Raw genomic sequence first — 24,365 nt, 5'->3', positions numbered from 1 at the left:
GGAGAGTTTGGGCCCGCGGAGGTCGCCTCCCCCTCAATCCATTTGTTCGTATCCGAAGCCATTTGAAATGATATATTTTACACTATTCATCGTCGCAGCCGCGTCTATCCAACCGCCGTGGGATCGCATGTCGCATGCCATTCCAAGCCCCCGGTCGAAGGGGGCCCAGACAAAACTATGAGGCCGGCTGCATATATCGAATTGACGGACTGCCGCGACGTATTCCAGGCCGCGCTCGCTGAAATCGGACGTGTAAAACCTTTCCATGCCCGCCAGAGGCATGTCCGCTTCTTCTTCCAAGACACCTGAAACGAGATACAGAAGCGAGCCCGGAAACAGCTTGCCAAAAAGCTCGTCCTGGCGCTCGAACTGATCGCTCATCCCGAAGCTACGGAAACCGTCGACCTGGCCGCCCGCCGCCCTCAGGGTCTCGGCCAGGGTCTTCATATCGACGGCAGCAGCCACGAGTATCAAGCTCACGCGAACTGCTGGCGCGGCAGTCCGCATCTCCCTCAGAAGCCTGCATGCATAGATCGATCCCGCACTGTGCGCGACAAAGGTCAGTTTGGGTGGCGTCTCGCCGCCCATGAGCCGGACGATTTCGCCGACAAAGGCGGTGCCGCCACATTCGGGCGAGAAGCCGAAAGCCGCGTCGATGTCCTTCTTCATCTGATCCCAAAAGAACTTGCCAACGTTTCCGAGATAGAATCCGCGGAGAACCTCCTCGACGACCGTCAGATAAAAGCCATGGTGACGCTTTCGGGAAAATCTGCTGACGACGCGACCAAGCACGATGGCAGCTCTCGCGGTCATCAGGGCCATTGATATGACGCCCTTGGCGACGTCGTCCGGCGCGCCGCGTTCCGCCCGGGGGTCCTCCAACACTTCGGGAGACATGAGGGTCTGGCCGGCTGCCGTGCCGTTCCGAACGGCCGTCTGCAACTGGAGAACGTCAGCTTCGAATCCGGCATCGCTCTCGAGCATCTGCTCGAATTGACGGTATTCATCCAGAGAAATCGACGTATCTGACGGAAGATCCGGCGCAACGCCGGCGAAGGGTGCGGGCTTGATCATTTCGCGAATGATTTCCGCCTCAGGCGGCATGGCCTCGATCGAGCGGGCGCCGTCGTCGCCGTTCGCCGCCGTTACCTTGGCTTTGGAGCCCCGACTGACGGCAGCAACGATCCGTTGAAATATGGTCTCGCGGAAAATGGCGGGCATATTGCGCTCGATGACCTCGAACCAGCCCGATTCCCATATGAAGAAAATCGGATAGGCGCCTGCCGCCTGATAGATCGGAATCAGTTGCCGAGCTGCGCCAAGGCCTGCGGCCTTGTCGACCAGACCTCCGTGAAAATGAACGACAATGTTCTTCGCGCCTTGCGCGGAAGCCGCCTCGAAAATGGCACGCAGCTCTTCACGGCTGGTGTCATCGAATCTGCCGGCAGACAGCACGACTGTATGACCATCCGTAGCCACCAGAAGCTCCATCCCGTCCGGCGGCGCATTCATTCACCGCGTGTGTTTGACGAAAGTACCACCAATATAGCTTCCCCGGCAGTTCTCGTACAGCGTTTTGATATGTCGGGCGGCCGTGCCCGTCTCGGCGTCCGAAAGCCCGGCGGTGCATTGCCTGCAATCGTGGGCCTCGTGCTATTGATCGCTCGTTCGCCACCCAGAACGACGCGCGGGAAATCCCCTCACCTACATGCAGGCGGCGGTGTTCTGACCTTGTAGCCAACGGGTCGGCGCGAAGCGCCGCCCGATGCCGCCATCCGGGACCTTCGACGCGGATGGTTTCCCGGATTGCGCCTGCGCTCCATCCGGGCTGCGGACCTCTGTCCCGTTGACCCGGGCATCGGGAAGCGTCCCCAACGATTGATCGCGGCCCGCATCCTCGACAAGTCCGCACAGTTTACCCGCGCCTGACCTTGCGACATCGCAGGAATTGACGCCGGACCTCCATCGTTTTCTTCGGCTTCCCATGAAAAGGCCCCGGTCGATGCCGGGGCCTGAGTTCAACGGGAAGACACGCACTCAATAGCGAGCGGCGACCGGAGCACCGAAACCACCGAAGCGGTAGTTCAACCGAAGCGTAACCATGTCCACATCCTGGCTGATCCCGCTGCCGGTGAGCGTGACCCCGCCGGGTGTGACCACGCCTGCGAAGCCGAAATTGTCGCGTCCCATCCAGAGATGGTCGTACTCGATACCGGCCGACCAGTTCGGCGCAAAACCATATTCCCAGCCGACACCCAGGGCGCCGCCCCAGCGCGTGTGACCTGCCGAAGCCAGTCCGACGCCGGTGACGTTGTTGAATATATCGAATCGATTGCGGGTTACGGCGGCGCCGCCCTTCACGTAGAACAGCGAAGCGTTCCATGCCCAACCGAGCTGGGCTGTGAACAGCCCAATGGCGTCGGTCTTGCCTGTGGTCGAGATCAACGGATCGATCAGGCTGACGCGCGTGTTCTTGATCTCGGCCCAATCGCCCTGAGCTTCCAGACCAAGCACAAACTGATTGGTTTGCCAGCGGTACCCGATCTGTCCACCGGCGAGACCACCGGAGCGATCGGCGCAGCCACCTGCGACCGTCCCAGCGGGCGTTACGAAGTCGACACAACCATGGCTTTGCCCCCAGCCACCGTTGGCCCCGATGTAGAATCCGCTCCAGTTGTAGACCGCCACCACTGGTGCCGGCGGCGGCGCCTTGACGGCCATGTCGGCCGCCATGGCCGGAGCCGCCATACTCAGTGCCACGATGCCGATCGCAGCAGTCGAAAACTTCCTCATGGTCTCGTCCCCTTTTTGCTCTTTCGTTTGAATTCGCCGTCTCGTCCAAAAATGAGCACCCATGCTGGGACTAGGGTGCATAAGGTTCGCGAATGTGAGAAACTTTACCCGGGCGGGAGTCTCGAAACCCGTATCAAAATGGCAACACCCAAGCGCCATCTCTATGCACCGTAGCGTGCTTAATCGGTGCTCGACGCTTCTGGCGGCAGAGGGCGCCCATCGTCGCCGAGCCACGCATGGATTTCTGGCGCCGGAATGAGCCGCCTCGGAACGTGAGGATTGATCGTACCTGCAAAAACAGAGAGGCCTTCATCGAGCTTTGCGCGCGCGAACAACTTGGCTTCGTCCTCGGTCGCGAACGTCCGCGTCTCGCGCGGACTGCGCTGCCTCGGCAAAACGCCACGTTGTCGAACTTCAAAGCTGACGTACCAAGTCGGGATCATCGCACCTGATCAACCTGTGAACCTCGAAGTCGGGTTGTGGCGCGATCGTCATCCGCGTATTTGATGCAGATCAAACCTCGCCCGTCACACCGGCGATCGGGAGGTCGAGTAAAACGTCGGCAGGACGGTATCGTCGGCGCAACAATCGATGCTCACTTCGAACGCGGCTAACCTCATTGGATCACTTCCACACCAACAGACTGACGGCCGAGAAACTGCGCGACGATGATCTCGCCGACCTCGTCACGCTACATCTCGATGCCGATGTGTCGCGCTATCTCGGCGGGGTGCGGGCGCCCGACATCACGCAGACCTATCTCGCGACCAACATGGCGCATTGGGACCAGCATGGCTTCGGACTCTGGACGCTGCGAACGCAAGACGGGACCTTCGCCGGGCGGGCGGGCATCCGGCACATTCTGGTGGACAACGTCGACGAGATCGAGATTGCCTACGCGTTCAAGCGCGAGTTGTGGGGCCGGGGATTTGCAAGCGAGATCGCGACCGCGCTGACGGACATCGGGCTGTCACAACTGAAGCTGCCCTCTCTCATCGGAATCGTGTTCGTCAGCAACGGCGCATCCCGCCCTGTGCTGGAGAAATCGAACTATCTGCTCGAGCGGAGCACGATCCGTCACGGCGAAGACGTCGTGATCTACCGCATCCGGCGGTGAGAGCGCCGCAGCCTCAGGGCTCCAGCGTGTAGGAGCGTCCGGGTTCGAGCACGTAGATGGTCAGAAAGCGGAGCGGACGTTTCGGGTCGCAATTGCGAAAGAGGGTGTGCGGAAGATCCGCCCGATCCTGCAACGTCTCGCCCGCCCGGTATAGTCGCGGCTCATCGTTGCCATAGGCGGACTCGGCGACACCTTCGACGATGTAGACCGCGCCCGCAACGGGATGCCGGTGGAGCGGCGCGACCCCACCCGGCGGATAGGTGACCTCGACGACCATGAGTTCCTGATTACCCGGCAATGGAAGACGTTCGAGAACCTTGCGCGTGACACCGGCAAACCCGGCTTGTTGGGCGCTTGCCTGACCGTCGGTACGTTCACTCATTGGGTGCCTGTCTCGTAGACTTGGTTATTTGTGGGCTGCTCCCGGCCACGCGGCCATGGCCGCCTTGGCTGTACCTCCCAACTCCGCCGTCGTGGCGCCGTCCTTGGCCTGGATGGCCATCCCCTGGAAGACGCTGAGATAGAACCGGCTCAGGGCATCAATGTCCGTCGCAGCGGGCAGTTCACGGTTAGCGACCGCAGTTTCGATCCGCGCGCGCAAATTATCCAGCATTTCCAGCCGGACTTTCCTGATCACACGGGCGATGGAGGCTGGCCATTCGTCGCTGACGGCTGCCAGCACGGCCATGCAGCCCGCCGGTGTCATCCGAGATTTTGGCAGGGTCTCGGTCGCCGCGGCCAGCAGATTCTCGACACCCTCGCGCGCGGTTGCTCCTTCCGCGAGCTTGTCCCAAACCGGCTGCCCATGAGTCAGCACGTAATGCTCGATCGCCGCAAGATAGAGCGCCTCCTTGCTCTCGAAGGCCGCATAGAGGCTCGGCGAGCGGACGCCCATGGCCTCGCAGAGGTCGTGCATCGAGGCCGCCTCGAACCCCTTGCGCCAGAACAGGAACATGGCGGCTTCGAGTGCCGCCTCGCGGTCAAATTCTCGTGGTCGTCCCGCCATCGCAGCTCTTTCTGTAATGATCAACACATAATTGGCTTGACGCGGCCGATCAAGTCTCCACATATTCTGTGTCGATCGTTACAGAATTGGAGAGATCAGATGACGCTGGCAGGAAAACGGGCCCTGGTGACGGGCGCAAGCAGAGGTATTGGTGCGGCCATTGCGAAAGCCCTGGCGGCGGAAGGCGCGGACGTTGCGATCACTTATGAGAAGTCCGCGGACAGCGCCGCGCAGGTGGTTGACGCCATCAAGGCCGGCGGACGCAAAGCCGTGGCGATCCAGGCCGACAGCGCCGACGTCGCCGCCGTCCAGGCCTCGGTCGACAAGACCGTCGCGGCGCTGGGCGGGCTCGATATTCTGGTCAACAACGCCGGAATTCTGCGCTTGGGCGGCCTCAACGACATTTCGCTTGGGGATATCGATGCGCTGCTGAACGTCAACGTCCGTTCGCCGATCGTCGCGAGCAAAGCCGCGCTGCGCCACCTTGGCAAGGGCGGCCGCATCATCACCATCGGCAGCTATTTCGCCGACCGCGTGCCTTCGCCGGTGCTCGGCGTCTACGCTGCGACGAAGTCGGCGCTGACCGCGTTCACGAAGGCGCTGGCGCGCGAGGTCGGCCCCAGGGACGTCACCGTCAACCTCATCCAGCCGGGCTCGATCGACACCGACATGAACCCCGCAAGCGGCCCGACCGCGGAGACGTTGAAGCAGTTCATGGCGCTCGGCCGGTACGGCGCGACGGATGACATCGCCAATGCGGTTGCGTTCCTGGCGAGCGCAAAGGCCAAATACATCACCGGCTCGACCTTGACGGTTGACGGCGGCGCGAACGCGTAAAGTATTTTCGAGCTACGTCGCTCTTGGCGCGTCATGTGCCGATCGAAGAAGCAATGACGGCGCCCCAGACTCCGTCATTGCGAGCCAACGGGTCCGCGCGAAGCGCGGCCCGATGACAGGCTCCGCGAAGCAATCCAGGCTCTTTCCGCGGAGACAGTCTGGATTGCTTCGCTGCGCTCGCAATGACTGCTCGGAAATAGTCGCGTAGCCCAGATGGAGCGCAGCGTAATCCGGGTCTTCTTGCGCAGACACAGCGGCCCCGGATTGCGCTGCGCTCCATCCGGGCTACCGAACCCTACCTGAAATATCCCAGCACGAGATCGATATCCGAGCTGCCGGCCACCGTGCCGTTCAGTTCGGCGTCGATGACGCGGCGGCAGGCTTCGATCGCGGCGTGGTCGCCGAGATCGTTGGCGGCTTCCAGCACGAGCCAGGCGGCATCGACCGAAGCCTTGTCCGGAGCTCCGCCGCCGACATCGGTGGCGAAGGCGTTGTTGAGGTTCTTCTTGCGAACGGCGGTGCCGAATTGAGGCAACATTTGCAAATACTCCCCTGCCAATTCCGGGATGATACTCGGTGAGCCTGCTCAGTGGACCTGCTTAGTGAACATGCTCAATGGACTTGCTCAGTGGACTTTCTCAGTGGACTTGGAGTTCGGGCTGACGGCCCGCATCGGCACCCGCGCCGGTCTTGCGCGACTGGTAGAACTTCAGGATGCTGCGCGAGGTCTCGCTCTTGAGCCGGCTGAACTCGCGCTCATTGTCCTGGAGCTCGCGCGCGGTGATCAGATGATCCTTGGCGCCGAGGAACAGCAGCGACATCGTCGTGTCCCAGGAGAAGTTGAGCGCCTTGCACAGCACCAGGATCATCTCGCGGTTGCGGTCCATCAGCGCGCGCTCGATCACGTCGACCGGCAGCGCCGACAGCAGCGACAGGCCGATCTGCACCTCGTCGAAGCGGTGCTGGCGGGCATAGTTGGAGATCGAATCCTGGTTGAGGTTGCCCTGGCGGTACTGCGTCGTCACCACGCGCTTGGCGACGAAGTAGCTGCGCGAGGACGGGCCGAACTTGGATTGCAGGTCGCCGGTGACCTCGGTCACCGAGCTCTGGATCTGCGCCATCATCTCGGGGCGCTCGCTCTCGAGCCGGCGGCGGACGTCTTCCGACGCTTTCGAGATCAGCTGCTGGAAGATGTGGCGCGGCACGTCCTTGCGCAGGCCAAGCTGCTCGGCAAGAATCGAGTCGCCCTCGGCGCGGCGGACCATGTGCAGCAGGCCCGAGCCGGAGAAGCGCGCGCCCTCGTTCCTGGCGACCGACGTCACGACCTCCTGGTCGCCGCGCTTGACCAGCACGTCGGTCACGGCCTCGCCGATCGACTTGCGCTGGGCAATCGCGAGCAGATGCGACTGGCTCTTGGTCAGGGCGCTCTCGACCAGCATCTTCTCGTCGATGCGGGTGGAGTCGCGCAGCACGGGACCGGCGACCGCGATCTCGTCGTCGAGAGCGAGCTGTTCGATGACGTTGAGCGGGGCGTGATCGCAGGCCGACATCAATTCGGAGAGCTGCGTCCGCGCGGCAACCTCGATCTCGTCGGCGAGCCGGCCGATGACCTCGCCGAACATGCTGATCTCGTCGTCGCTGTAGCGGCCGGTGATCAGGATGTCGGTCGCATGCCACAGCGCGCGTGCCCGGCTCTCGTCGGTGCCGCGCGCGATCGCGTCGTCCAGATCCTGTAGAAGCGATTTCGCCCCGTTCATGTCGATCACCCCAGTTCTTGGTCGTTCTTTGGCGAGCCATCCCGCCTGTGTTGGCGCGACGGCGAATTCCTCTGGCGACCGACACTAGGGAACAAACGCGAGAATCCGGTAAAGTCGGCAGATCAGTTTTGCCGACGAGAATTCATTCAAATGCGGGGGAATGTGTTTACCGGCGGGCAAGGGCTGCGCTTGCTGAACAGGCTTGAGGCAGTTTGCTTCCCCGGCGTCATGGCCGGGCATAGCCGTCCGAAGGACGGCGTCGCTTCCGCTCGCCTATGTCCCGGCCATCCACGCCTTGCTGCACGAAGAACGTGGATGCCCGGGACAAGCCCGGGCATGACGAGTGCTGCGTTCACGGGTTCGACGGCGTCAGCACCAGCGGCGGCTTCGGCTTGGGCTTTGCGGGCGCAGGGCCCGGCGCGGGCCTCACCTCGATCGGCGGCGGCAAGGGCGCGACCTGCTGGCTTGCGAGCGGCGGGCTTGGCGCTGCGGGAGCGGCTTGCGGCACCTTCGGCATCGGCGCGGCCCTTGGCTCGAGCTTGGCCTTGGGCGGAGCGCGGCGCGGATCGCGGCCGGGCATCGGCACGTCCTGCAGCGACGGCTCCGGCGCGGGGTCCGGAGAGACCAGCGTCGGCAGCGCCGCGGTCGCCGGCGGCGGCTCGCCGCGCTCGATCGCGTCCAACCGGCGCGTCTCGCGATCGATCGTGCGCACCGCGAGCCAAGAGGACAGCGGCCCGAGATCGACGGTGCGATTGAGCTTGTCGGGGGGGCCCGCCGCGAACAACTGGATTTCCGGCGGTGCACCGGAGAGCCCGGTCATGATCGGCGTCAGGCTGGCGCGGATGTCGGCCTGGTCGGCGGGAATGTCATAGCCGCCGGAGACGATGGCGCGGGCGTTCTTCGCCTCCAGCGGCGTGGCGCCAACGCGCAGCCGTCCGTCGCGGATCGTGAACGGGATCTGCGCCGAGGCGACCGCAATGGGACCCGCCGCCAGCGCGGGCTCGACGAGCTGCCGCAGCCTGTTGTCGTCGGCGACCTGGCCGCCGTCGCTGGCGCGGATGGCGATCTCGAAGGCACGCGGGTTGAGGCCGCTGATTTCCGCAGACTCCAGCGTCACCGTGCCGTTGCCGGCGAGCGCGCCGGTCAACGCCGCGACGCTGCGGCCCTGGCTGGTCAGGGCCATCTGCACCGAGGCCCGTCCCTTGGGCAAAGCGAGATCGCGGTAGCGCAGCGTGGTCGCATCGACATTGCTGAGCTCGATACGGGCGTTCAGCGCAACGCCACCGGCGCCATTGCGCGCGTCAAAGCTCGCCGACATCTCGCCGCCGCCGACGCCGCCCTTCAGCGCATCGAGCGCGAGCGACTGGCCGTCGCTCCGGATCGTCCCGCCGAAGGGACGCAGCTCGACGCCGCCCGGCAACGTGCCGCGCAACGCTTGGAAGGCGATGCGGCCGCGCCAGCCACCAAGGAGCCACGCGCTCAGCGGCTCGCCGGCGTCGCGGCCCGCAGCGCCAATGGCCACCGCAAGCGTGGGCACAAGATCGAGCGAGTCGAGGCCGACTTCGCCGTCGACGCTCTTCTCCTGGTCGAGCGTCACCGCCAGACGGCCTCGCAGATGCGAGCCGGCCGCGCTGCTGTCGAGATCGTCGAAGGTCAGTCGATTGCCTGATAGCGCGACGCGGGAGGACAGGCTGACGGTCCGCGCCGATTTGTCGGCCGGGCCGGTCCCGAACAGCGGCGCGAGGTTGACGTTGCGCACGCGCAGATTCACGGATGCCTTTGGCTCCGGCGCGGACAATTCGACGCTGCCCTGCGCGTCCGCGTCCAGCCCGCCGCCGCTCAGCTTTGCGTTCAATTGCAGCGGACGGCGCCAGGCGCCGCTTAACCGGCCTTCGAACTGCGAGGTGCCCTCGCCTGCGGCCACCACGCGATCAAGGCCGAGCAGAGCCAGCAGCGCGCCGGCCTGCGGGGTCGACAGTTTCGAGTCGAGCGTGAAGTCGCTGTTGCGCAGGCGGTCGATGTCGATGCCGTTGACGGCCGCCACCGGCGTCTGTGCGGCCAGCGTCACGGTGGCCTTGAGCTGCGGCGCGTCGAGATCGAGCACGGCGCGCGCGTCGCTGCGATCGGCATGCTCGGCGTTCTTGTCGAGGCTGAGGTCGAGCTTCAGGCGGGTCGCACCGGGCAGCGGCGCGATGGCATCGAAGCGCGCGCGCACCGACGGCGCAAACGGCTCGATCAGCGCGGTGAGCTCGCGCAGCGAATTGGCCGAGGATTTCAGCGCGAGCTTGCCGGTGGCTTTGGTGCGGTCGAAGCTGCCGCTCGCCTCGGTGGTCACGCCGCTGGTCTGGCCGAACCGCAACTGCTCCAGCGACAGCGACGCCGGATTGTAACCGAGCTTCGCCGCGAACGGCCGCAGCTCCTGGCCGGCGGAGATCGCACGGCCGACATCGAGCGAGAGCTTTGCCTCCTCCGGCCATTCGCCTTGCGGCCCGCCAAGCGCGCGGACAAAACTCGCGGCGGCGTCGAGATCGAGACGGTCGGCCTTGAGCTCGGCATCGATCCGCGAACCCTTGCTCGCGCCGGTCTGGACGAAAGCAATTCGTCCCTCGACGGCGCCGCCTTCGATGTCGGCCTTCAGCCTGTCGATGGCGAGATGGTTGGCGGCAATCGTCACGTCGCCGGCAAGGCGCAGCGGCCGGGTGCTGCGGCGGTTGACCTCGCTGCGGCCCTGGAGCCAGGCCACCAGCGTATCGGGATCGGAGGATTCGACGCTGAGCCGGCCGCTGAAACTGTCGGCGCCGGGCGCCGCACCGTTCAGCGAGAGCTGCGTCATGCCGGGCGCGCGCAGCTCGAGCCGCTGGAACGTCCAGGACCGGCCGTCGGTCTTGAGCTCGGCCGCAATGTTCTGGAGCGGACGGCCGCCCAGCATGATCTGGTCGGAGTTGAACTCGATCTGCGCCGGGATCGGCGCCTGCGGGATGACGGCAAGGCCGGCGCGCAGCGCCGGCAGGATGCGCAGCGGCTCGGCATCGTCCTTGCCGGCCAGCTTGTCGGCATCGAACTGGCGCGCCGACAGCACCGCGCGCAGCAGCGGCGAGGCGCCGAACTTGAGGTCGCCGACGCCGCCGGCTTTCAACGCGTTGTCCTCGGCGCCAAAGCTCGCGTCGATTTGGTCGAGTTTGGCGCCGGCGGGATCGGCCTTGAGTTTTGCGGTGAGCTTCCAGGGCGTCGGCCCGGCCTCGCCTGCCTTCTTCGCCGCCGGCACCGCGATCGTCAGCGCGCCGTCGAATTTCGGCAGGCGGTTGTCGAAGGCGAGCACGCCTTCGAGATCGGCGAGGATGGCGCGCTGGCCCGGATCGATGTTGAGGTGGAGACGGGTGGCGCTGCCGTCGGCGCTCGGGCCGGAGGAGATGCGGAACGGATAGCGCACCCCGGAGGCGATGAAACTGCCGTCGCCCCGCACCGAGCCGGCCAGCGAGCGGACGTCGCCGGAGAAGGCGATGTCGCTCAGCTCCAGCGTCGAGCGGCTGGCGGCATCGTGCAGGGCGATGCGGCCGGTGAGATTGAGGCGCTCGATCGCCAGCGAAGCCAGATTGAACGTTCCGCTCGCGGTGGAGGGCAAATCGACCCGTCCCCTGGCGTCGAGGCCGAGATCGACCGCCATGCCATTGACAGTCAGCTCGGTGGCGCGCCATTCGCCGCGCATCAGCGAGGAGAGGCTGAACTCGACGTCGAGCTTGTCGGCGCGCAGGCGGCCGAGATCATTGTTGCCGCCGAACGTGACCGAACGCAGCCGCAGCGTCGGCGCAGGCAGGAGCCGCGCGTCGAGTTCGCCCGCCACCCGCACCGGCACGCCGATGATCCGGCCTGCCTCCGCCTCGAACTGGGGCCTGAACTGGTTCCAGTCGATGAAGTAGGGCCCGATCAGCGCGGCCAGAAGCGCAATGATGAAGGCAATCGCCAATCCGAGCAGCGTCGTCTGCACGGGTCTCCCCTCGGCCAAATCGGCATCCGGGCCAAACCTTGCCCCTTGGAAGGCTTCAGGCGCGCCGGAACAGCCCCTTATATAGGGGGAAGTGTGGCGAAGTCACAGCGACTGTTGCGCGCGGAGGTTAACGCGTGCCGCCGCCTCACCAGCTCGCCGGCAAGCTCTTCAGGCCGCGCAGCACGAAGGTCGGCCGCCATTCCGGGTTCTCGACGTCGTCGATGCGCAAATCCGGCAGCCGGCGCAGGAGCGTGGCGATGGCGATCTCGGCCTCGATCCGCGCCAATTGGGCCCCCAGGCAGAAATGGATGCCGCCGCCGAACGACAGCGGCTTGACGTTGGGACGGGTGACGTCGAGCCGGTCGGGGCGATCGGGGTAGACCGCCGGATCGCGGTTGGCCGAGCCGAGCAGGCAGAGCACGGTCTCGCCCTTGGGGATTTTCTTGCCGCCGAGATCGTCGATGTCCTCGAGCGTGACGCGCCCGGTCATCTGCACCGAGGAATCGTAGCGCAGGAACTCCTCGATCGCACCCACGATCAGCTCCGGCCGCGCCTTGAGCAGCGCAAGCTGGTCCGGGTTGCGATGAAGCGCGAGCAGGCCGTTGCCGATCAGATTGACGGTGGTCTCGTGGCCGGCGCCGAACAACAGGATGATGTTGGCGGTCAGCTCCTCGTTGGTGAGCTTGTTGCCGTCTTCCTCGGCCTGCACCAGCTGGGTGGTGAGGTCGTCGGCGGGATTTTTGCGGCGCAGCTCGAACAGCTGCTGGAAATACATCTGCGCCATCATGTTGCCGGCGTTGCCCTTCGCGATCTCCTCCGGCGTGAGCGGCACGGGGTCGAGCAGCCGCCCGCCGTCGCGCGAGCTCTTGTAGAAAACCTCGCGATGATCCTCGGGGATTCCCAGCATGTCGCAGATGATGGTGACGGGCAGGCGGAAGGCGAAATCCTCGATCAGGTCCATGTGGCCGCGGTCGATCACGGCGTCGATGGCCTGGTCGACGATCTCCTGGATCCGCGGCCGCATGTCCTCGACGCGCCGCGCGGTGAAGGCCTTCACGACGAGGCCGCGCAGGCGGGTGTGATCCGGAGGATCAGACTGCAGCATCCAGTGGCTCATGCTGCGGAATACCGGCTCGTCCATGATCTTTTCGCTGTAACGGCGCTTGGAGCGCTCGACGAAATCCTTGCCGAAGCGCTTGTCGCGCATCACGAGGCTGACATCGGCGTGGCGACTTGCGACGAACTGGCCGAACGGTGTCACATGGATCGGATCGATCGCGCGCAGCCGTTCGTAATGCGGATAGGGATTGCGGATGAAGTCCGGCGACAGCGGATTGAACAGCGGATCTCCGCCGGCGGGTTGCGCTTGCTCGTTCATGGTGACCTCAAATCGGTTGCCGCATGACACGAATACGCCGGCAGCCCCCGGCTTGCGCGGCGTAACCATCCCCTTGAAATTATCAACTCGATACATTGTTGTATCGAGTTGCATTCTGCCCTAAACTGGTCCGATGTCAAGGGTGAGAACCAGGCCGACCAGGGACGATACGCGCGACAAGTTGTTCGAGGCGGCCGCGCGGGTGTTCGAGGAAGACGGCATCGGCGGCGCCAGCATCGAGGCGATCGCGGCCGCCGCCGGCTTCACCCGCGGCGCGTTCTATTCGAACTTCAAGAGCAAGGACGAGCTGATCATCGCCATGCTCGAGGACCATGTCGCGCAGTCGATCCGGCGCAACATGGACATCCTCGCCCAGCACGACAATCTCGACGATTTCATCGCCGCGCTGCGAACGATGGACCGCAGCCGGCAGGACCCGCTCGGCCGCTCGCCCCTCTTGCACATGGAGATGATCCTCTACGTCGCGCGCGCCGAGAAGCGCCGGCCCGAGCTCGCAAAACGCCTGCGCGCGCGGCGCAAGCTGATCGCCGACATCGTCGAGGCGACGTTGAAGAGCAACGGCCGGAACGACAATCTGAACCCGCCATGGATGGCCTCCGTCGTGCTGGCGCTGGAAGACGGCTTCCGCCTGCACCGGCTGATCGATCCGGAGACAACGCCGGCCGACAGCTTTTTGCGGGCGATTACGGATTTGCGGCGGAGGACGGGGTTGGCGGCGGAGTGAGGTGGCTGGGGGCGTGTCTTCTTATGTCCGCTTCCGGAGATAAAGCAGACTTAAGCAGGGTACTCCGGCAAGTCCATCAGCGGCATTTCCCTCGCAGCAACGTTCGAAGGCGAGTTCTCGCAGGTGACGCGCTCTTACGCCGGCAAGGGCGTCGCGCGCTATACGTGGTGATTAAGCTGCCTCACCTGGACCGCCTCGGCGTCAGGCAGGCGTTATAGGCGCGCCCGCCGCCGATCAGCGTTCCGGCAACCCGGCCGCGATCAGCGCCTGTTCGATCCGGCCGCGCGCTTCCATATAAGCGGCGCTGACATTCTTGGTCGGGATCCCGATGTTGCTCACGGTCGAACCGGGCCGCAGCTTCAAGCCTTGCGTCAAAGCCGCATGTGCTTCGTCCGTGCGGCCCAACCGCTGGTAGACCGCGGCCAGCAGCACGAGCGGACGCCCGGAGGCCGGCGTGATGGCGACGGACCGTTGCAGCCAGGGCAATGCTTCTTCGTCGCGGCCCATCATCAGGTAGCTCACTCCCGCGCCAAGCAGCCAGGTCCAGCGCGACACCGGCGGCGTATCAAACCGGTCGGCTTGCTTGAACGTCGCCAGCGCGTCCTCGAACCGGCCCAGTGGAAGTTGCGCCAGGCCGATGTGGTACAGCGCCATTCCGTCCCAGGGGTCGAACGCCAACGTCCTGGCGCAAGCCACCAGGCTTTCGGTGAATGCGTTGGTGGCGTTGAGAAAGCGGCAATAGGCTTGAAGCACCGGAATGGAAACCGGCCTGCTCCGCAATGCGCGCTCCAGCATCGCCTTGGCATTCTTCTCCGCCGCCGCGGCATCGGCCGGGCTGTACCAGACCATCTGGATGCCGCGCAGTTGCAGCGCGGCGAGCGCGACCTGGATGTCCACATTGTCGGGATGATCGCCGAGCGCTTTTTCCAGCATGGTCTGCGCCGCCGCGAAACGCTCCTTGCTGGTCTGGTTGATCTGAGCGGTGGCCTGCTCGACCACGCCCTTGGCTGCGCCATCGGTCGGCACGCCGGCCTGCACCAGCTCATTGAGGCGCAGCGCGAGCAGATGGCCGAGGCCAGCCGCGAGCCGCGATTGCTGCAAGGCCAGGTCCGTCTCGCCGGTCGCGACCGACACCGGCGCCGACCAGACCACTTCCTTGGTTGCGGTCCGGGTCAGGCGGGCGCGCAGTTCCCATGTCGGGCCGGTGTTCTGCAATTCGCTGCTCAAGACGAAGTCCGCTTGCGCCGGGCGCGCCGAGGCCGCCTGCGGCGAATCGCTGCCCGCTTCCGGCGTCACGACGCGGATATTCTCGATCTTCGCCAGCCCGTCAGCGAGGCGGATGGTGACAGCGGCCGCCGTCGGGACGGTGTCGGCTTCGGAGCCGGTGATCGGCATCACGGCGATGGCCGGTGGTCTGGATATGAAGAGGCCGGGGCCAAACATCGGCGCCGCGATCGCAAAGCCGAACGCGGCGCCGAGCACCGCGACGGCGGCGAGCGCCGCCGGGCCGCGCTGGACAAAACGAGACCACCGTGGTTTCGCAAGCTCAGCCTCGGTCGCCACGTTCGCGACAGGTTCCGCGCTGTCGGCGGGAGGGGCAGCCGCGCCGCCGGCGGGTTCGTTCATCACCTCGGCGTCCAGCCTGTAGCCGTGGCCGGGAACCAGCTTGATCAATTGCCGCCGATCGTCACCGAGCGCCGTTCGGAGCTCGCGAATGCATTTGAAGAGACTGTCGTCGCCGACATGAACGTTCGGCCAGACCGCCTCCATCAACTCCCGCTTGCTGAGGGCGCGTCCGGCGTTGGCGGCAAACAGCGTCAACATCGCGAAGGTCTGCGGGCGAAGCTTGATGGCTTCGCCGTCGGGCCCGCGCAGCTCGATTCGCGCCCGATCCAGTTCAAAGCCAGCAAAACGGAGCACCGTGCCTCCCCCGGGACGTCTGATGCGGCAGCAAATATCAGAAATCGCCACCAGACCGCAAACACAACGCGAATGTCAGAAAAGGGTCAGAAAAGCACCCGCCCCGCGTCAGGACACCAACACTGCCTGCGAGGCACCCTCGACGACAACAATATTGGGGCCGTTGCGGCGGAACTCGCAGCGCGGGACGAGGGACTATGGTGTCGGGGAACTTCAAAAGGCCAACGGACACCGTCCGCCGGTTGCGGACCGTTTTGCTGGCGTCGACGGCGCTGGTCATGGCGTCGGCATTGCCGGCCGCGGCGCAGGACGCCACGTGGAACTTCGCGCCCGGCAGCGGCGACTTCAACACCGCCGCCAACTGGACCCCGGGCGCGGTGCCGACCGGCACCGCCTTCTTCGGCACCTCGAGCATGACCGCGCTGTCGTTCTCGAGTGTCACCACGGTCGGCGGCTGGACGTTCAACGCGGGCGCGTCGAACTATAGCTTCGGCGTCTTCGGCAACGGCCAGTCGCTCAGTTTCACCGGCGCCGGCATAGACATCCAGGGCGGCAGCGCCGCCATCACCAACGACAGCGGCGGCAGACTGATTTTCAACAACACCAGCACGGCCGGCAGCGCCAGCATCACCACCTCCAACGGCGGCAACCTGATTTTCAACAACACCAGCACGGCCGGCAGCGCCACCATTTTCGCCACCGACAGCAGCTGGAGCAGGGTGTTTTTCAACAATACCAGCACGGCCGGCAGCGCCACCATCACCGCCAACAACGGCGCCGAAGTGCATTTCAACGCCACCAGCACGGCCGGCAGCGCCAGCATCACCGCCACCAACGGCAGCAGCCTGTATTTCGACAACACCAGCACGGCCGGCAGCGCCACCATCACCAACGACCACGCCAACGTGGGCTTCCTCGGCAGCAGCACGGCCGGCAGCGCCACCATCACCACCACCAACGGCGGCGGCCTGGTTTTCAACGCCACCAGCACGGCCGGCAGCGCCAGCATCGTCAACAACTTCGGCGACATCATTTTCGCCGGCAGCAGCAAGGCCGGCAGCGCCAGCATCACCAGCAACGGCAATCTGAATTTCTACAGCACCAGCACGGCCGACGCTGCCACCATCACCAGCAGCGGCAACGTGATTTTCAACAACAGCAGTTCGGCCGGCAGCGCCAGCATCACCAGCACCGATACCGTGCAATTCAATAACTCCAGCACGGCAGGCAGCGCCAGCATCGTCAACACCGGCGTCACCCTTTTCTACAACAGCAGCAATGCCGGCACGGCCAGAATCACCAACAACAGCGGCGTCGTGGAGTTCAACGACACCAGTTCCGCCGGGAACGCCACCATCACCAATAACGCCTCGTTAGCGTTCAACTTCAGTAGCACGGCCGGCAGTGCCGCCATCACCAACAACAACCAGTTAACGTTCAACGCCGGTAGTACGGCAGGCAGTGCCGCGATTACCAACAACAGCCAGTTACTGTTCACCGCCAATAGCACGGCGGGCAACGCGACCATCACCAACACCAACCAGTTGACGTTCGACAGCAACACCACGGCCGGCAATGCCACCATCACCAACAGCGGCAACGTGCTGTTCGACGGCAACTCGACGGCCGGCAACGCGCAGCTGATCAACACCGCGCCCGGCGCCGTCATCAACTTTTTCACCCCCGGCCCGGCCAGCGACGGCCGGATCAGCGCCGGCTCGCTCGCCGGCAATGGCCGCTTCGACCTCAACGGCGCAGAACTGACGGTTGGCGGCAACAACCTGTCGAGCAACGTCACCGGCGTGCTCACCGGCACCGGGATCGGCACCGGGACATCGCTGATCAAGATCGGCACCGGCACGCTGACGCTGTCGGGCATCAACACCTATACCGGCGCGACCGAAGTGAACGGCGGCACGCTGGCGGTGAACGGCTCGATCGTGTCGTCCAGCCTGCTGACGGTAAATGCCGGCGGTACGCTCGGCGGCAATGGCATCGTCGGCAACACGGTGATCAACGGCGGCGCGCTGGCACCGGGCAATTCGATCGGCACGCTCTCGGTCAGCGGGAGCCTGACGCTGACCGCGGCCTCGGCCTATCTGGTGCAGGTGTCCGGCACCAGCGCCGACAAGACGGTGGTCACCGGCACCGCGACGCTCGCCGGCACGGTTGTGGTGGATCCGCTGACGCGTTTGTCCGCAACGACCACCTACACCATCCTGACCTCGGCCGGCACGACGGGCGCCTTCAGCTCGGCCACCCTCGCCACCGTCAGCACGCCCGGCTTCGCCCGCAACGCGCGACTGAGCTACATCGGCGGCAACGTTTTGCTGACGCTGGATCCCGGCCTGCTGTCGCCGATCCTGCCCGGCGCCGCCACCCTCAACCAGAGGAACGTCGCGGCGGGAATCGACAACGCCTTGCTCGCGGGCGGCAGCCTGCCGGCCGGCTTCAATGCGCTGTTCGCGCTGTCGGGTGGCGGCCTGCTCAATGCGCTATCGCAGGCCTCCGGCGAGACCGCGGCGGGATCGCAGCAGACCACGTTCAACGCCATGAACCAGTTCATGGGCGTGATGACGGATCCATTTACGTTCGGCCGCGGCTTCAATGCGCAGGACGCATCGTCGTTCGCCGATGAAAGCAGCGCGAACAGCTATGCCTCGACGGCGAAGAGCCGCGCGGCGCGCGACGCCTATGCGATGTTCAGCAAGGCGCCGGCGGCCCAGACCTACGATCCGCGCTGGAGCGTGTGGGCCTCGGACTTCGGCGGTTCGCAGACCACCGATGGCAACGCGGCCGCCGGTTCGAACACCTCAAGCAGCCGTATCGGCGGCGTCGCCGCCGGCGTCGACTTTCGCTTTGCACCTGATACCGTCGCCGGTTTCGCGATGGCCGGCGGCGGCACCAGCTTCAGCGTCGCCAATGGCGGCTCCGGGCGCTCCGACCTGTTCCAGGCGGGCGGCTTCGTGCGCCACACCATCGGCGCGACCTATCTGTCGGGTGCGCTGGCCTACGGCTGGCAGGACGTCAACACCAACCGCACGGTCATCGCGGATCAGTTGCAGGCGCACTTTAATGCCAACACGTTCTCGGGGCGTTTTGAAGCCGGCAATCGCACTGTGACCTCGTGGCTCGGCGGGCTTGGTCTGACACCCTACGCCGCCGCCCAGGTCACCGCCATCGCGCTGCCCGCTTATGCCGAAACCGCCGTCGCCGGCAGCAACGCCTTCGCGCTCAGCTACGCCGGCAAGACCGTGACCGACACCCGCAGCGAACTCGGCCTGCGCACCGACAAGTCCTTCGCCGTCAACGATGCGATCCTCACACTGCGCGGCCGCGCCGCCTGGGCGCATGATTTCAATACCGACCGCGCCGCATCGGCGACGTTCATCGCCCTGCCCGGCGCAAGCTTTGTCGTCAACGGCGCGGCAGCAGCGCGCGACGCCGCACTGACTACCGCCTCGGCCGAGATGACCTTCATCAGCGGCATCTCGCTCGCCGCCACCTTCGAGGGCGAGTTCTCGCAGGTGACCCGCTCCTACGCCGGCAAGGGTGTGGTGCGATATGCGTGGTGAATATCTGAACCTGCGCCGGGCGCTGTTGGCGTCGACGGGCTTGGCCGTGGTGGCGTTGGCGGTGGCGACAGGCCGACCGGCGCGTGCGCAGGACGCGACCTGGCTCGCCAGTCCCGGCACCGGCGATTTCAACACCGCCGCCAACTGGACCCCGGGCGCGGTGCCGACCGGCACCGCCTTCTTCGGTACATCCGGCGTCACTAACCTGTCATTCTCGGCCGGCTCAACGAGCGTCGGCGGCTGGACGTTCAACGCGGGCGCGTCGAACTATAGCTTCAGCAGCAGCCAGTCGCTCAGTTTCACCGGCGCCGGCATCGTGATCAACGGTGGCAGCGCCAGCATCACCAACAACGACACCCTGGGCTTCTTCGGCAGCAGCACGGCGGGCAACGCCAGCATCACCAGCATTGGCACTCTGCAATTCTTCGACACCAGCACGGCCGGCAGCGCCACCATCGCCAACAACAACACCGGGGGCGTGGCCTTCTTCGGCAGCAGCACGGCCGGTAGCGCCAGCATCACCAACAACTTCTCACTGATGTTCGCCGACAGCAGCACGGCCGGCAACGCCACCATCACCAACAACAGCGGCGGCGGCATCAGCATCCTAGTTGGTGGCGCCAGCGGTGGAACCGCGCGGTTCATCCTGAACGGCAACGGCGCTCTCGACATTACACAGCTCACGACCGGCGGCACCACGGCCGGCTCGATCGAGGGCGCCGGCAACGTTTTTCTGGGCTCGAAAGACCTGGCGGTCGGCGGCAACAACCTTTCGACCACGTTTTCCGGCGTCATCCAGGACTCCGGCCTCGGCGGCTCGCTGACCAAGACCGGCAGCGGCACGCTGACGCTGTCGGGCGTCAACACCTATACCGGCGCCACCACGGTCGAGGCCGGCACATTGCGGGCGGGCGCCGCCGGGGCGTTCGTGGGCAATACCGTCTATGCGGTGAATGGCGGCACGCTCGACCTCAACGGTTTCAATCTCACCATGTCGTCGCTGTCAGGCACGGGCGGCACCGTCGCCTTGGGAGCGGCCGCGCTCACGATCGATCAGGCGACCGCCACGAGCTATGCCGGCGCTGTTACCGGCACCGGCTCGCTGACCAAGACCGGCATCGGCACGCTGACGCTGTCGGGCGCGAACACCTACACCGGCGCCACCACCGTCGATGACGGCGAGCTGGCGGTGAGCGGCTCGATCGCGTCGTCCAGCATCACCAACAACAGCCTCCTGCGGTTCCTCGCCACCAGCACGGCCGGCAGCGCCAGCATCACCAACATCGGCCTCCTGGCCTTCAACAACAGCAGCACGGCCGGCAGCGCCAGCATCACCAACACCGGGGGCGTGGACTTCTTCGACACCAGCACGGCCGGCAGCGCCAGCATCAGCAACAACGGCTTCTTCGTGAATTTCTTCGCCACCAGCACGGCCGGCAACGCCACCATCACCAACGTCAGCGGCGGCAGCCTGTTTTTCAACGCCACCAGCACGGCCGGCAACGCCACCATCACCAACAACAGCGGCGGCAGCCTGTTTTTCAACGCCAGCAGCACGGCCGGCAGCGCCAGCATCACCACCAATAGCGGCGGCCGCAGCTTCCTATTTGATAGCGCCAGCGGTGGAACCGCGCGGTTCATCCTGAACGGCACCGGCCTTCTCGACATTTCAGGGCTCACAACCGGCGGCACCACGGCCGGCTCGATCGAGGGCGCCGGCAACGTTTTTCTGGGCTCGAAAAACCTTGCGGTCGGCGGCAACAATCTCTCGACCACGTTTTCCGGCGTCATCCAGGACGGCGGTTTCTCTGGCGGCACCGGCGGCTCGCTGACCAAGACCGGCAGCGGCACGCTGACGCTGTCGGGCGTCAACACCTATACCGGCGGCACCACCGTCGAAGCCGGCACATTGCGGGCGGGCGCCGCCGGGGCGTTCGTGGGCAATACCGCCTATGCGGTGAATGGCGGCACGCTCGATCTCAACGGTTTCAATCTCACCATGTCGTCGCTGTCAGGCACCGGCGGCACCGTCGCCTTGGGAGCGGCAGCGCTCGCGATCAATCAGGCGACCGACACGATCTATGCCGGCGCTGTTACCGGCACCGGCTCGCTGACCAAGACCGGCGCCGGCAGGCTGACGCTGTCGGGCGCGAACACCTACACCGGCGCTACCACCGTCGATGGCGGCGTGCTGGCGGTGAGCGGCTCGATCGCATCGTCCAGCATCACCAACAACCGTTTTCTGATATTCGAAGGCACCGGCACGGCCGGCAGCGCCAGCATCACCAACAACGCCACCCTGGACTTCCGCAACGCCAGCACGGCCGGCAGCGCCAGCATCACCAACAACGACACCCTGGCCTTCCACGACGCCAGCACGGCCGGCAGCGCCACCATCACCAACACCATCACCAACAGCCTGGCCTTCAACGACAGCAGCACGGCCGGCAGCGCCAGCATCACCAACAACGGCTTCCTGGACTTCTTCGACAGTAGCAGGGCCGGCAGCGCCAGCATCACCAACAACCGCACCCTGGAGTTCAACGACCGCAGCACGGCCGGCAGCGCCACCATCATCAACAGCGGCTTCCTGAACTTTAGCGCCAGCAGCACGGCCGGCAGCGCCACCATCACCACCAACAGCGGCGGCGGCAGCATCATAACTGGTGGCGCCAGCGGTGGAACCGCGCGGTTCATCCTGAACGGCACCGGCCTTCTCGACATTTCAGGGCTCACGACCGGCGGCACCACGGCCGGCTCGATCGAGGGCGCCGGCAGCGTTTCTCTGGGCTCGAAAAACCTGGCGGTCGGCGGCAACAATCTCTCGACCACGTTTTCCGGCGTCATCCAGGACGGCGGTTTCTTTAGCGGCACCGGCAGCTCGCTGACCAAGACCGGCAGCGGCACGCTGACACTGTCGGGCGCGAACACTTACACCGGCGGCACGACGATCAATGCCGGCACGCTGGCGATCTCGGCCGACAACAACCTTGGCGCCAATACCGGCGGCTTGACGTTCAGCGGCGGTACGCTGCAGTTCGGCGCGAGCTTCGATCTGGCCAACACCCGCGCCATCACACTGAACGCGGGCGGCGGCACGTTCGACACCAACGGATTCAACACGACGGTCTCCCAGGCGATCGGCGGCACCGGCGCGCTCGTCAAGGCCGGCAGCGGCATGCTGACACTGTCGGGCGTCAATACCTATACCGGCGGCACCACCGTCGAGGCCGGCACATTGCGGGCGGGCACCGCCGGGGCATTCGCGGGCAATACCGCCTATGCGGTGAATGGCGGCACGCTCGATCTCAACGGTTTCAATCTCACCATGTCGTCGCTGTCAGGCACGGGCGGCACCGTCGCCTTGGGAGCGGCAGCGCTCGCGATCGATCAGGCGACCGACACGAACTATGCCGGCGCTGTGACCGGCACCGGCTCGCTGACCAAGACCGGCAGCGGCACGCTGACGCTGTCGGGCGTCAACACCTATACCGGCGCTACCAGCGTCGATGGCGGCAGGCTGGCGGTGAACGGCTCGATCACCGCGTCGAGCGGCGTAACCGTCAACAACGGCGGCACGCTCGGCGGCAACGGCATCGTCGGTGACACCACCATCAATGGCGGCAGGCTGGCGCCGGGCAATTCGATCGGGCTGCTGACCGTGCAGGGCAGCCTGACGTTCACGGCGGCCTCGAGCTATATGGTCGAGGTGTCGCCATCGAATGCCGACCGCACCAACGTCACGGGCGTGGCGACGCTGGGCGGCGCCGCCGTGAACGCCTCATTCGCCGCGGGCACATATGTCGCCAAGCAATACACCATCGTCCATGCGACGGGCGGCGTGACTGGCACGTTCGGTTCGCTGGTGAACACCAACCTGCCGGCCGGCTTCAAATCGAGCCTGAGCTACGACGGCAACGACGCCTACCTCAATCTGGTGCTGAACTTCGTTCCGCCGCCGGGCCGCGGCCTGAGCGGCAACCAGCAGGCCGTCGGCAACGCCATCGTCAACTTCTTCAACAGCAATGGCGGCATCCCGCTGGTCTACAGCGCGCTCACGCCCACCGGGCTGACCCAGGCCTCCGGCGAGACCGCGGCGGGATCGCAGCAGACCACGTTCAACGCCATGAACCAGTTCATGGGTGTGATGATCGATCCGTTCCTCGCGGGCCGCGGCGATGGCGTCGGTGCGGGCGGAGCGCCGAATGCCTATGCCGGGGAAAGCCTCGCTTACGCATCGAAGGGGGAGGGTCGTTCGCGGAGCGAGCGCGATGCCTACGCGATGTTCACCAAGGCGCCGCTGGCGCAAACTTACGATCCGCGCTGGAGCGTGTGGGCAGCGGGCTTCGGCGGTTCGCAGACCACCGATGGCAATGCGGCGCTCGGATCGAACGCCACCACGAGCCGCCTGTTCGGCACCGCGGTCGGCGCCGACTACCGCTTCTCGCCCAACACCATTGCCGGCTTCGCGCTCGCCGGCGGCGGCACCAGTTTCAGCGTGACGGGTGGCGGCAGCGGCCGATCCGACCTGTTCCAGGCCGGCGCCTTCGTGCACCACACGGTCGGCGTTGCCTATCTCTCGGGCGCGCTGGCCTATGGCTGGCAGGACGTCACGACGGATCGCACGGCGACGATCACCGGGGTCGATCGGCTGCGCGCGGCGTTCAATGCGAACGCGTATTCGGGACGTGTCGAAGGCGGCTACCGCTACGTCACGCCATGGGCCGGCGGCGTCGGCCTCACGCCCTATGCTGCCGGACAATTCACCACCTTCGACCTGCCCGCCTATGCCGAACAGGCGATCTCCGGCGCCAACACCTTCGCGCTGGCCTATGGCTCGAAGAGCGTCACCGACACCCGCAGCGAACTCGGCCTGCGCACCGACAAATCCTATGCGGTCGGCGGTGCCATGCTGACGCTGCGTGGCCGTGCCGCCTGGGCGCACGACTTCAACACCGACCGCGCCGCATCGGCGACGTTCATCGCCCTGCCCGGAGCAAGCTTTGTCGTCAACGGCGCGGCAGCAGCGCGCGACGCCGCACTGACCACCGCCTCGGCCGAGATGACCTTCATCAGCGGCATCTCGCTCGCCGCCACCTTCGAGGGCGAGTTCTCGCAGGTGACCCGCTCCTACGCCGGCAAGGGTGTCATGCGCTATACGTGGTAAGCGAATGACTTCCGGCTGTGGCCCATAGCTCCCTCGTTAAGGCGAGTTGCCCTTGTCCGCTCCCAGGGACAGAGCGCACATGGCA

The 24,365-nt window shown here is 65.6% G+C and carries 14 protein-coding genes and 1 pseudogene; 6 read left to right on the top strand and 9 right to left on the bottom strand.

The features are described 5' to 3' along the window. Window positions 1–33: 33 nt before the first annotated feature. Window positions 34–1,512 carry a hypothetical protein gene (locus A3M7_RS0115395; RefSeq protein ID WP_156936884.1) on the bottom strand — a complete coding sequence of 493 codons (1,479 nt, stop codon included), beginning with the start codon at window positions 1,510–1,512 and terminating at the stop codon, window positions 34–36. Window positions 1,513–2,037: 525 nt separating this feature from the next. Then, window positions 2,038–2,793 carry an outer membrane protein gene (locus A3M7_RS0115390; RefSeq protein WP_027544738.1) on the bottom strand — a complete coding sequence of 252 codons (756 nt, stop codon included), beginning with the start codon at window positions 2,791–2,793 and terminating at the stop codon, window positions 2,038–2,040. A 619-nt stretch (window positions 2,794–3,412) separates the two neighbouring features. Between A3M7_RS0115390 and A3M7_RS0115380 the strand changes: the two genes are divergently transcribed. Continuing rightward, the gene (locus tag A3M7_RS0115380; RefSeq protein ID WP_027544736.1) at window positions 3,413–3,910 is read left to right on the top strand and encodes a GNAT family N-acetyltransferase; all 498 of its coding nucleotides are present in this window, start codon (window positions 3,413–3,415) and stop codon (window positions 3,908–3,910) included. 13 nt (window positions 3,911–3,923) lie between these two features. Here the strand turns inward: A3M7_RS0115380 and A3M7_RS0115375 are convergent, their stop codons facing one another. Together A3M7_RS0115375 and A3M7_RS0115370 are read right to left on the bottom strand one after the other, a co-directional pair. Next, window positions 3,924–4,292 (bottom strand): cupin domain-containing protein, encoded by a 369-nt coding sequence (locus A3M7_RS0115375; protein WP_027544735.1) that lies wholly within the window; start codon window positions 4,290–4,292, stop codon window positions 3,924–3,926. A gap of 24 nt (window positions 4,293–4,316) precedes the next feature. Next, window positions 4,317–4,916, bottom strand: coding sequence for a TetR/AcrR family transcriptional regulator (locus A3M7_RS0115370; protein ID WP_027544734.1), 600 nt, complete (start codon window positions 4,914–4,916; stop codon window positions 4,317–4,319). Between the two features lie 99 nt (window positions 4,917–5,015). Between A3M7_RS0115370 and A3M7_RS0115365 the strand changes: the two genes are divergently transcribed. Beyond that, entirely contained in the window at window positions 5,016–5,753 is a 738-nt protein-coding gene (locus A3M7_RS0115365; RefSeq protein WP_027544733.1) for an SDR family oxidoreductase, read from the top strand. 295 nt (window positions 5,754–6,048) lie between these two features. Here the strand turns inward: A3M7_RS0115365 and A3M7_RS0115360 are convergent, their stop codons facing one another. From A3M7_RS0115360 to A3M7_RS0115345, 4 genes are all read right to left on the bottom strand, one after another. Next, window positions 6,049–6,291 carry a hypothetical protein gene (locus A3M7_RS0115360; RefSeq protein ID WP_027544732.1) on the bottom strand — a complete coding sequence of 81 codons (243 nt, stop codon included), beginning with the start codon at window positions 6,289–6,291 and terminating at the stop codon, window positions 6,049–6,051. 100 nt (window positions 6,292–6,391) lie between these two features. Then, complete coding sequence (locus tag A3M7_RS0115355) at window positions 6,392–7,510, bottom strand: DUF2336 domain-containing protein (RefSeq protein ID WP_027544731.1); 1,119 nt, start codon at window positions 7,508–7,510, stop codon at window positions 6,392–6,394. 352 nt (window positions 7,511–7,862) lie between these two features. Further along, a complete protein-coding gene (locus tag A3M7_RS0115350; RefSeq protein WP_027544730.1) occupies window positions 7,863–11,495 on the bottom strand; it encodes an AsmA-like C-terminal region-containing protein in 3,633 nt (1,210 codons plus the stop codon). Between the two features lie 145 nt (window positions 11,496–11,640). Further along, complete coding sequence (locus A3M7_RS0115345) at window positions 11,641–12,873, bottom strand: cytochrome P450 (RefSeq protein ID WP_027544729.1); 1,233 nt, start codon at window positions 12,871–12,873, stop codon at window positions 11,641–11,643. 133 nt (window positions 12,874–13,006) lie between these two features. Between A3M7_RS0115345 and A3M7_RS0115340 the strand changes: the two genes are divergently transcribed. Together A3M7_RS0115340 and A3M7_RS51250 are read left to right on the top strand one after the other, a co-directional pair. Beyond that, window positions 13,007–13,618 carry a TetR/AcrR family transcriptional regulator gene (locus A3M7_RS0115340; protein WP_027544728.1) on the top strand — a complete coding sequence of 204 codons (612 nt, stop codon included), beginning with the start codon at window positions 13,007–13,009 and terminating at the stop codon, window positions 13,616–13,618. Window positions 13,619–13,705: 87 nt separating this feature from the next. Then, window positions 13,706–13,789: pseudogene (locus A3M7_RS51250) on the top strand (autotransporter outer membrane beta-barrel domain-containing protein); the annotation flags it as partial. Window positions 13,790–13,852: 63 nt separating this feature from the next. Here A3M7_RS51250 and A3M7_RS0115335 read toward each other — a convergent pair. After that, the gene (locus A3M7_RS0115335; RefSeq protein WP_027544727.1) at window positions 13,853–15,538 is read right to left on the bottom strand and encodes a winged helix-turn-helix domain-containing protein; all 1,686 of its coding nucleotides are present in this window, start codon (window positions 15,536–15,538) and stop codon (window positions 13,853–13,855) included. A gap of 278 nt (window positions 15,539–15,816) precedes the next feature. Between A3M7_RS0115335 and A3M7_RS0115330 the strand changes: the two genes are divergently transcribed. Further along, on the top strand, window positions 15,817–19,113 hold the full coding sequence (locus A3M7_RS0115330) for an autotransporter domain-containing protein (RefSeq protein ID WP_156936883.1): 3,297 nt from the start codon (window positions 15,817–15,819) through the stop codon (window positions 19,111–19,113). Further along, the gene (locus tag A3M7_RS44205) at window positions 19,103–24,280 is read left to right on the top strand and encodes an S-layer family protein (protein ID WP_049823426.1); all 5,178 of its coding nucleotides are present in this window, start codon (window positions 19,103–19,105) and stop codon (window positions 24,278–24,280) included. The genes A3M7_RS0115330 and A3M7_RS44205 overlap by 11 nt, the downstream gene beginning before the upstream one ends. Window positions 24,281–24,365: the final 85 nt, after the last annotated feature.

The organism is Bradyrhizobium sp. WSM2254, from assembly GCF_000472645.1.
Classification (GTDB): domain Bacteria; phylum Pseudomonadota; class Alphaproteobacteria; order Rhizobiales; family Xanthobacteraceae; genus Bradyrhizobium; species Bradyrhizobium niftali.
This window is presented reverse-complemented; position numbering and strand designations above follow the sequence as displayed.

Bases quoted from the DNA above. Each gene is read 5' to 3' on its own strand.
- A3M7_RS0115355 (WP_027544731.1), bottom strand. From the start codon at position 7,510: ATGAACGGGGCGAAATCGCTTCTACAGGATCTGGACGACGCGATCGCG.
- A3M7_RS0115345 (WP_027544729.1), bottom strand. From the start codon at position 12,873: ATGAACGAGCAAGCGCAACCCGCCGGCGGAGATCCGCTGTTCAATCCG.
- A3M7_RS0115395 (WP_156936884.1), bottom strand. From the start codon at position 1,512: ATGAATGCGCCGCCGGACGGGATGGAGCTTCTGGTGGCTACGGATGGT.
- A3M7_RS0115330 (WP_156936883.1), top strand. From the start codon at position 15,817: ATGGCGTCGGCATTGCCGGCCGCGGCGCAGGACGCCACGTGGAACTTC.
- A3M7_RS0115360 (WP_027544732.1), bottom strand. From the start codon at position 6,291: ATGTTGCCTCAATTCGGCACCGCCGTTCGCAAGAAGAACCTCAACAAC.
- A3M7_RS0115375 (WP_027544735.1), bottom strand. From the start codon at position 4,292: ATGAGTGAACGTACCGACGGTCAGGCAAGCGCCCAACAAGCCGGGTTT.
- A3M7_RS0115370 (WP_027544734.1), bottom strand. From the start codon at position 4,916: ATGGCGGGACGACCACGAGAATTTGACCGCGAGGCGGCACTCGAAGCC.
- A3M7_RS44205 (WP_049823426.1), top strand. From the start codon at position 19,103: ATGCGTGGTGAATATCTGAACCTGCGCCGGGCGCTGTTGGCGTCGACG.
- A3M7_RS0115390 (WP_027544738.1), bottom strand. From the start codon at position 2,793: ATGAGGAAGTTTTCGACTGCTGCGATCGGCATCGTGGCACTGAGTATG.
- A3M7_RS0115365 (WP_027544733.1), top strand. From the start codon at position 5,016: ATGACGCTGGCAGGAAAACGGGCCCTGGTGACGGGCGCAAGCAGAGGT.
- A3M7_RS0115340 (WP_027544728.1), top strand. From the start codon at position 13,007: ATGTCAAGGGTGAGAACCAGGCCGACCAGGGACGATACGCGCGACAAG.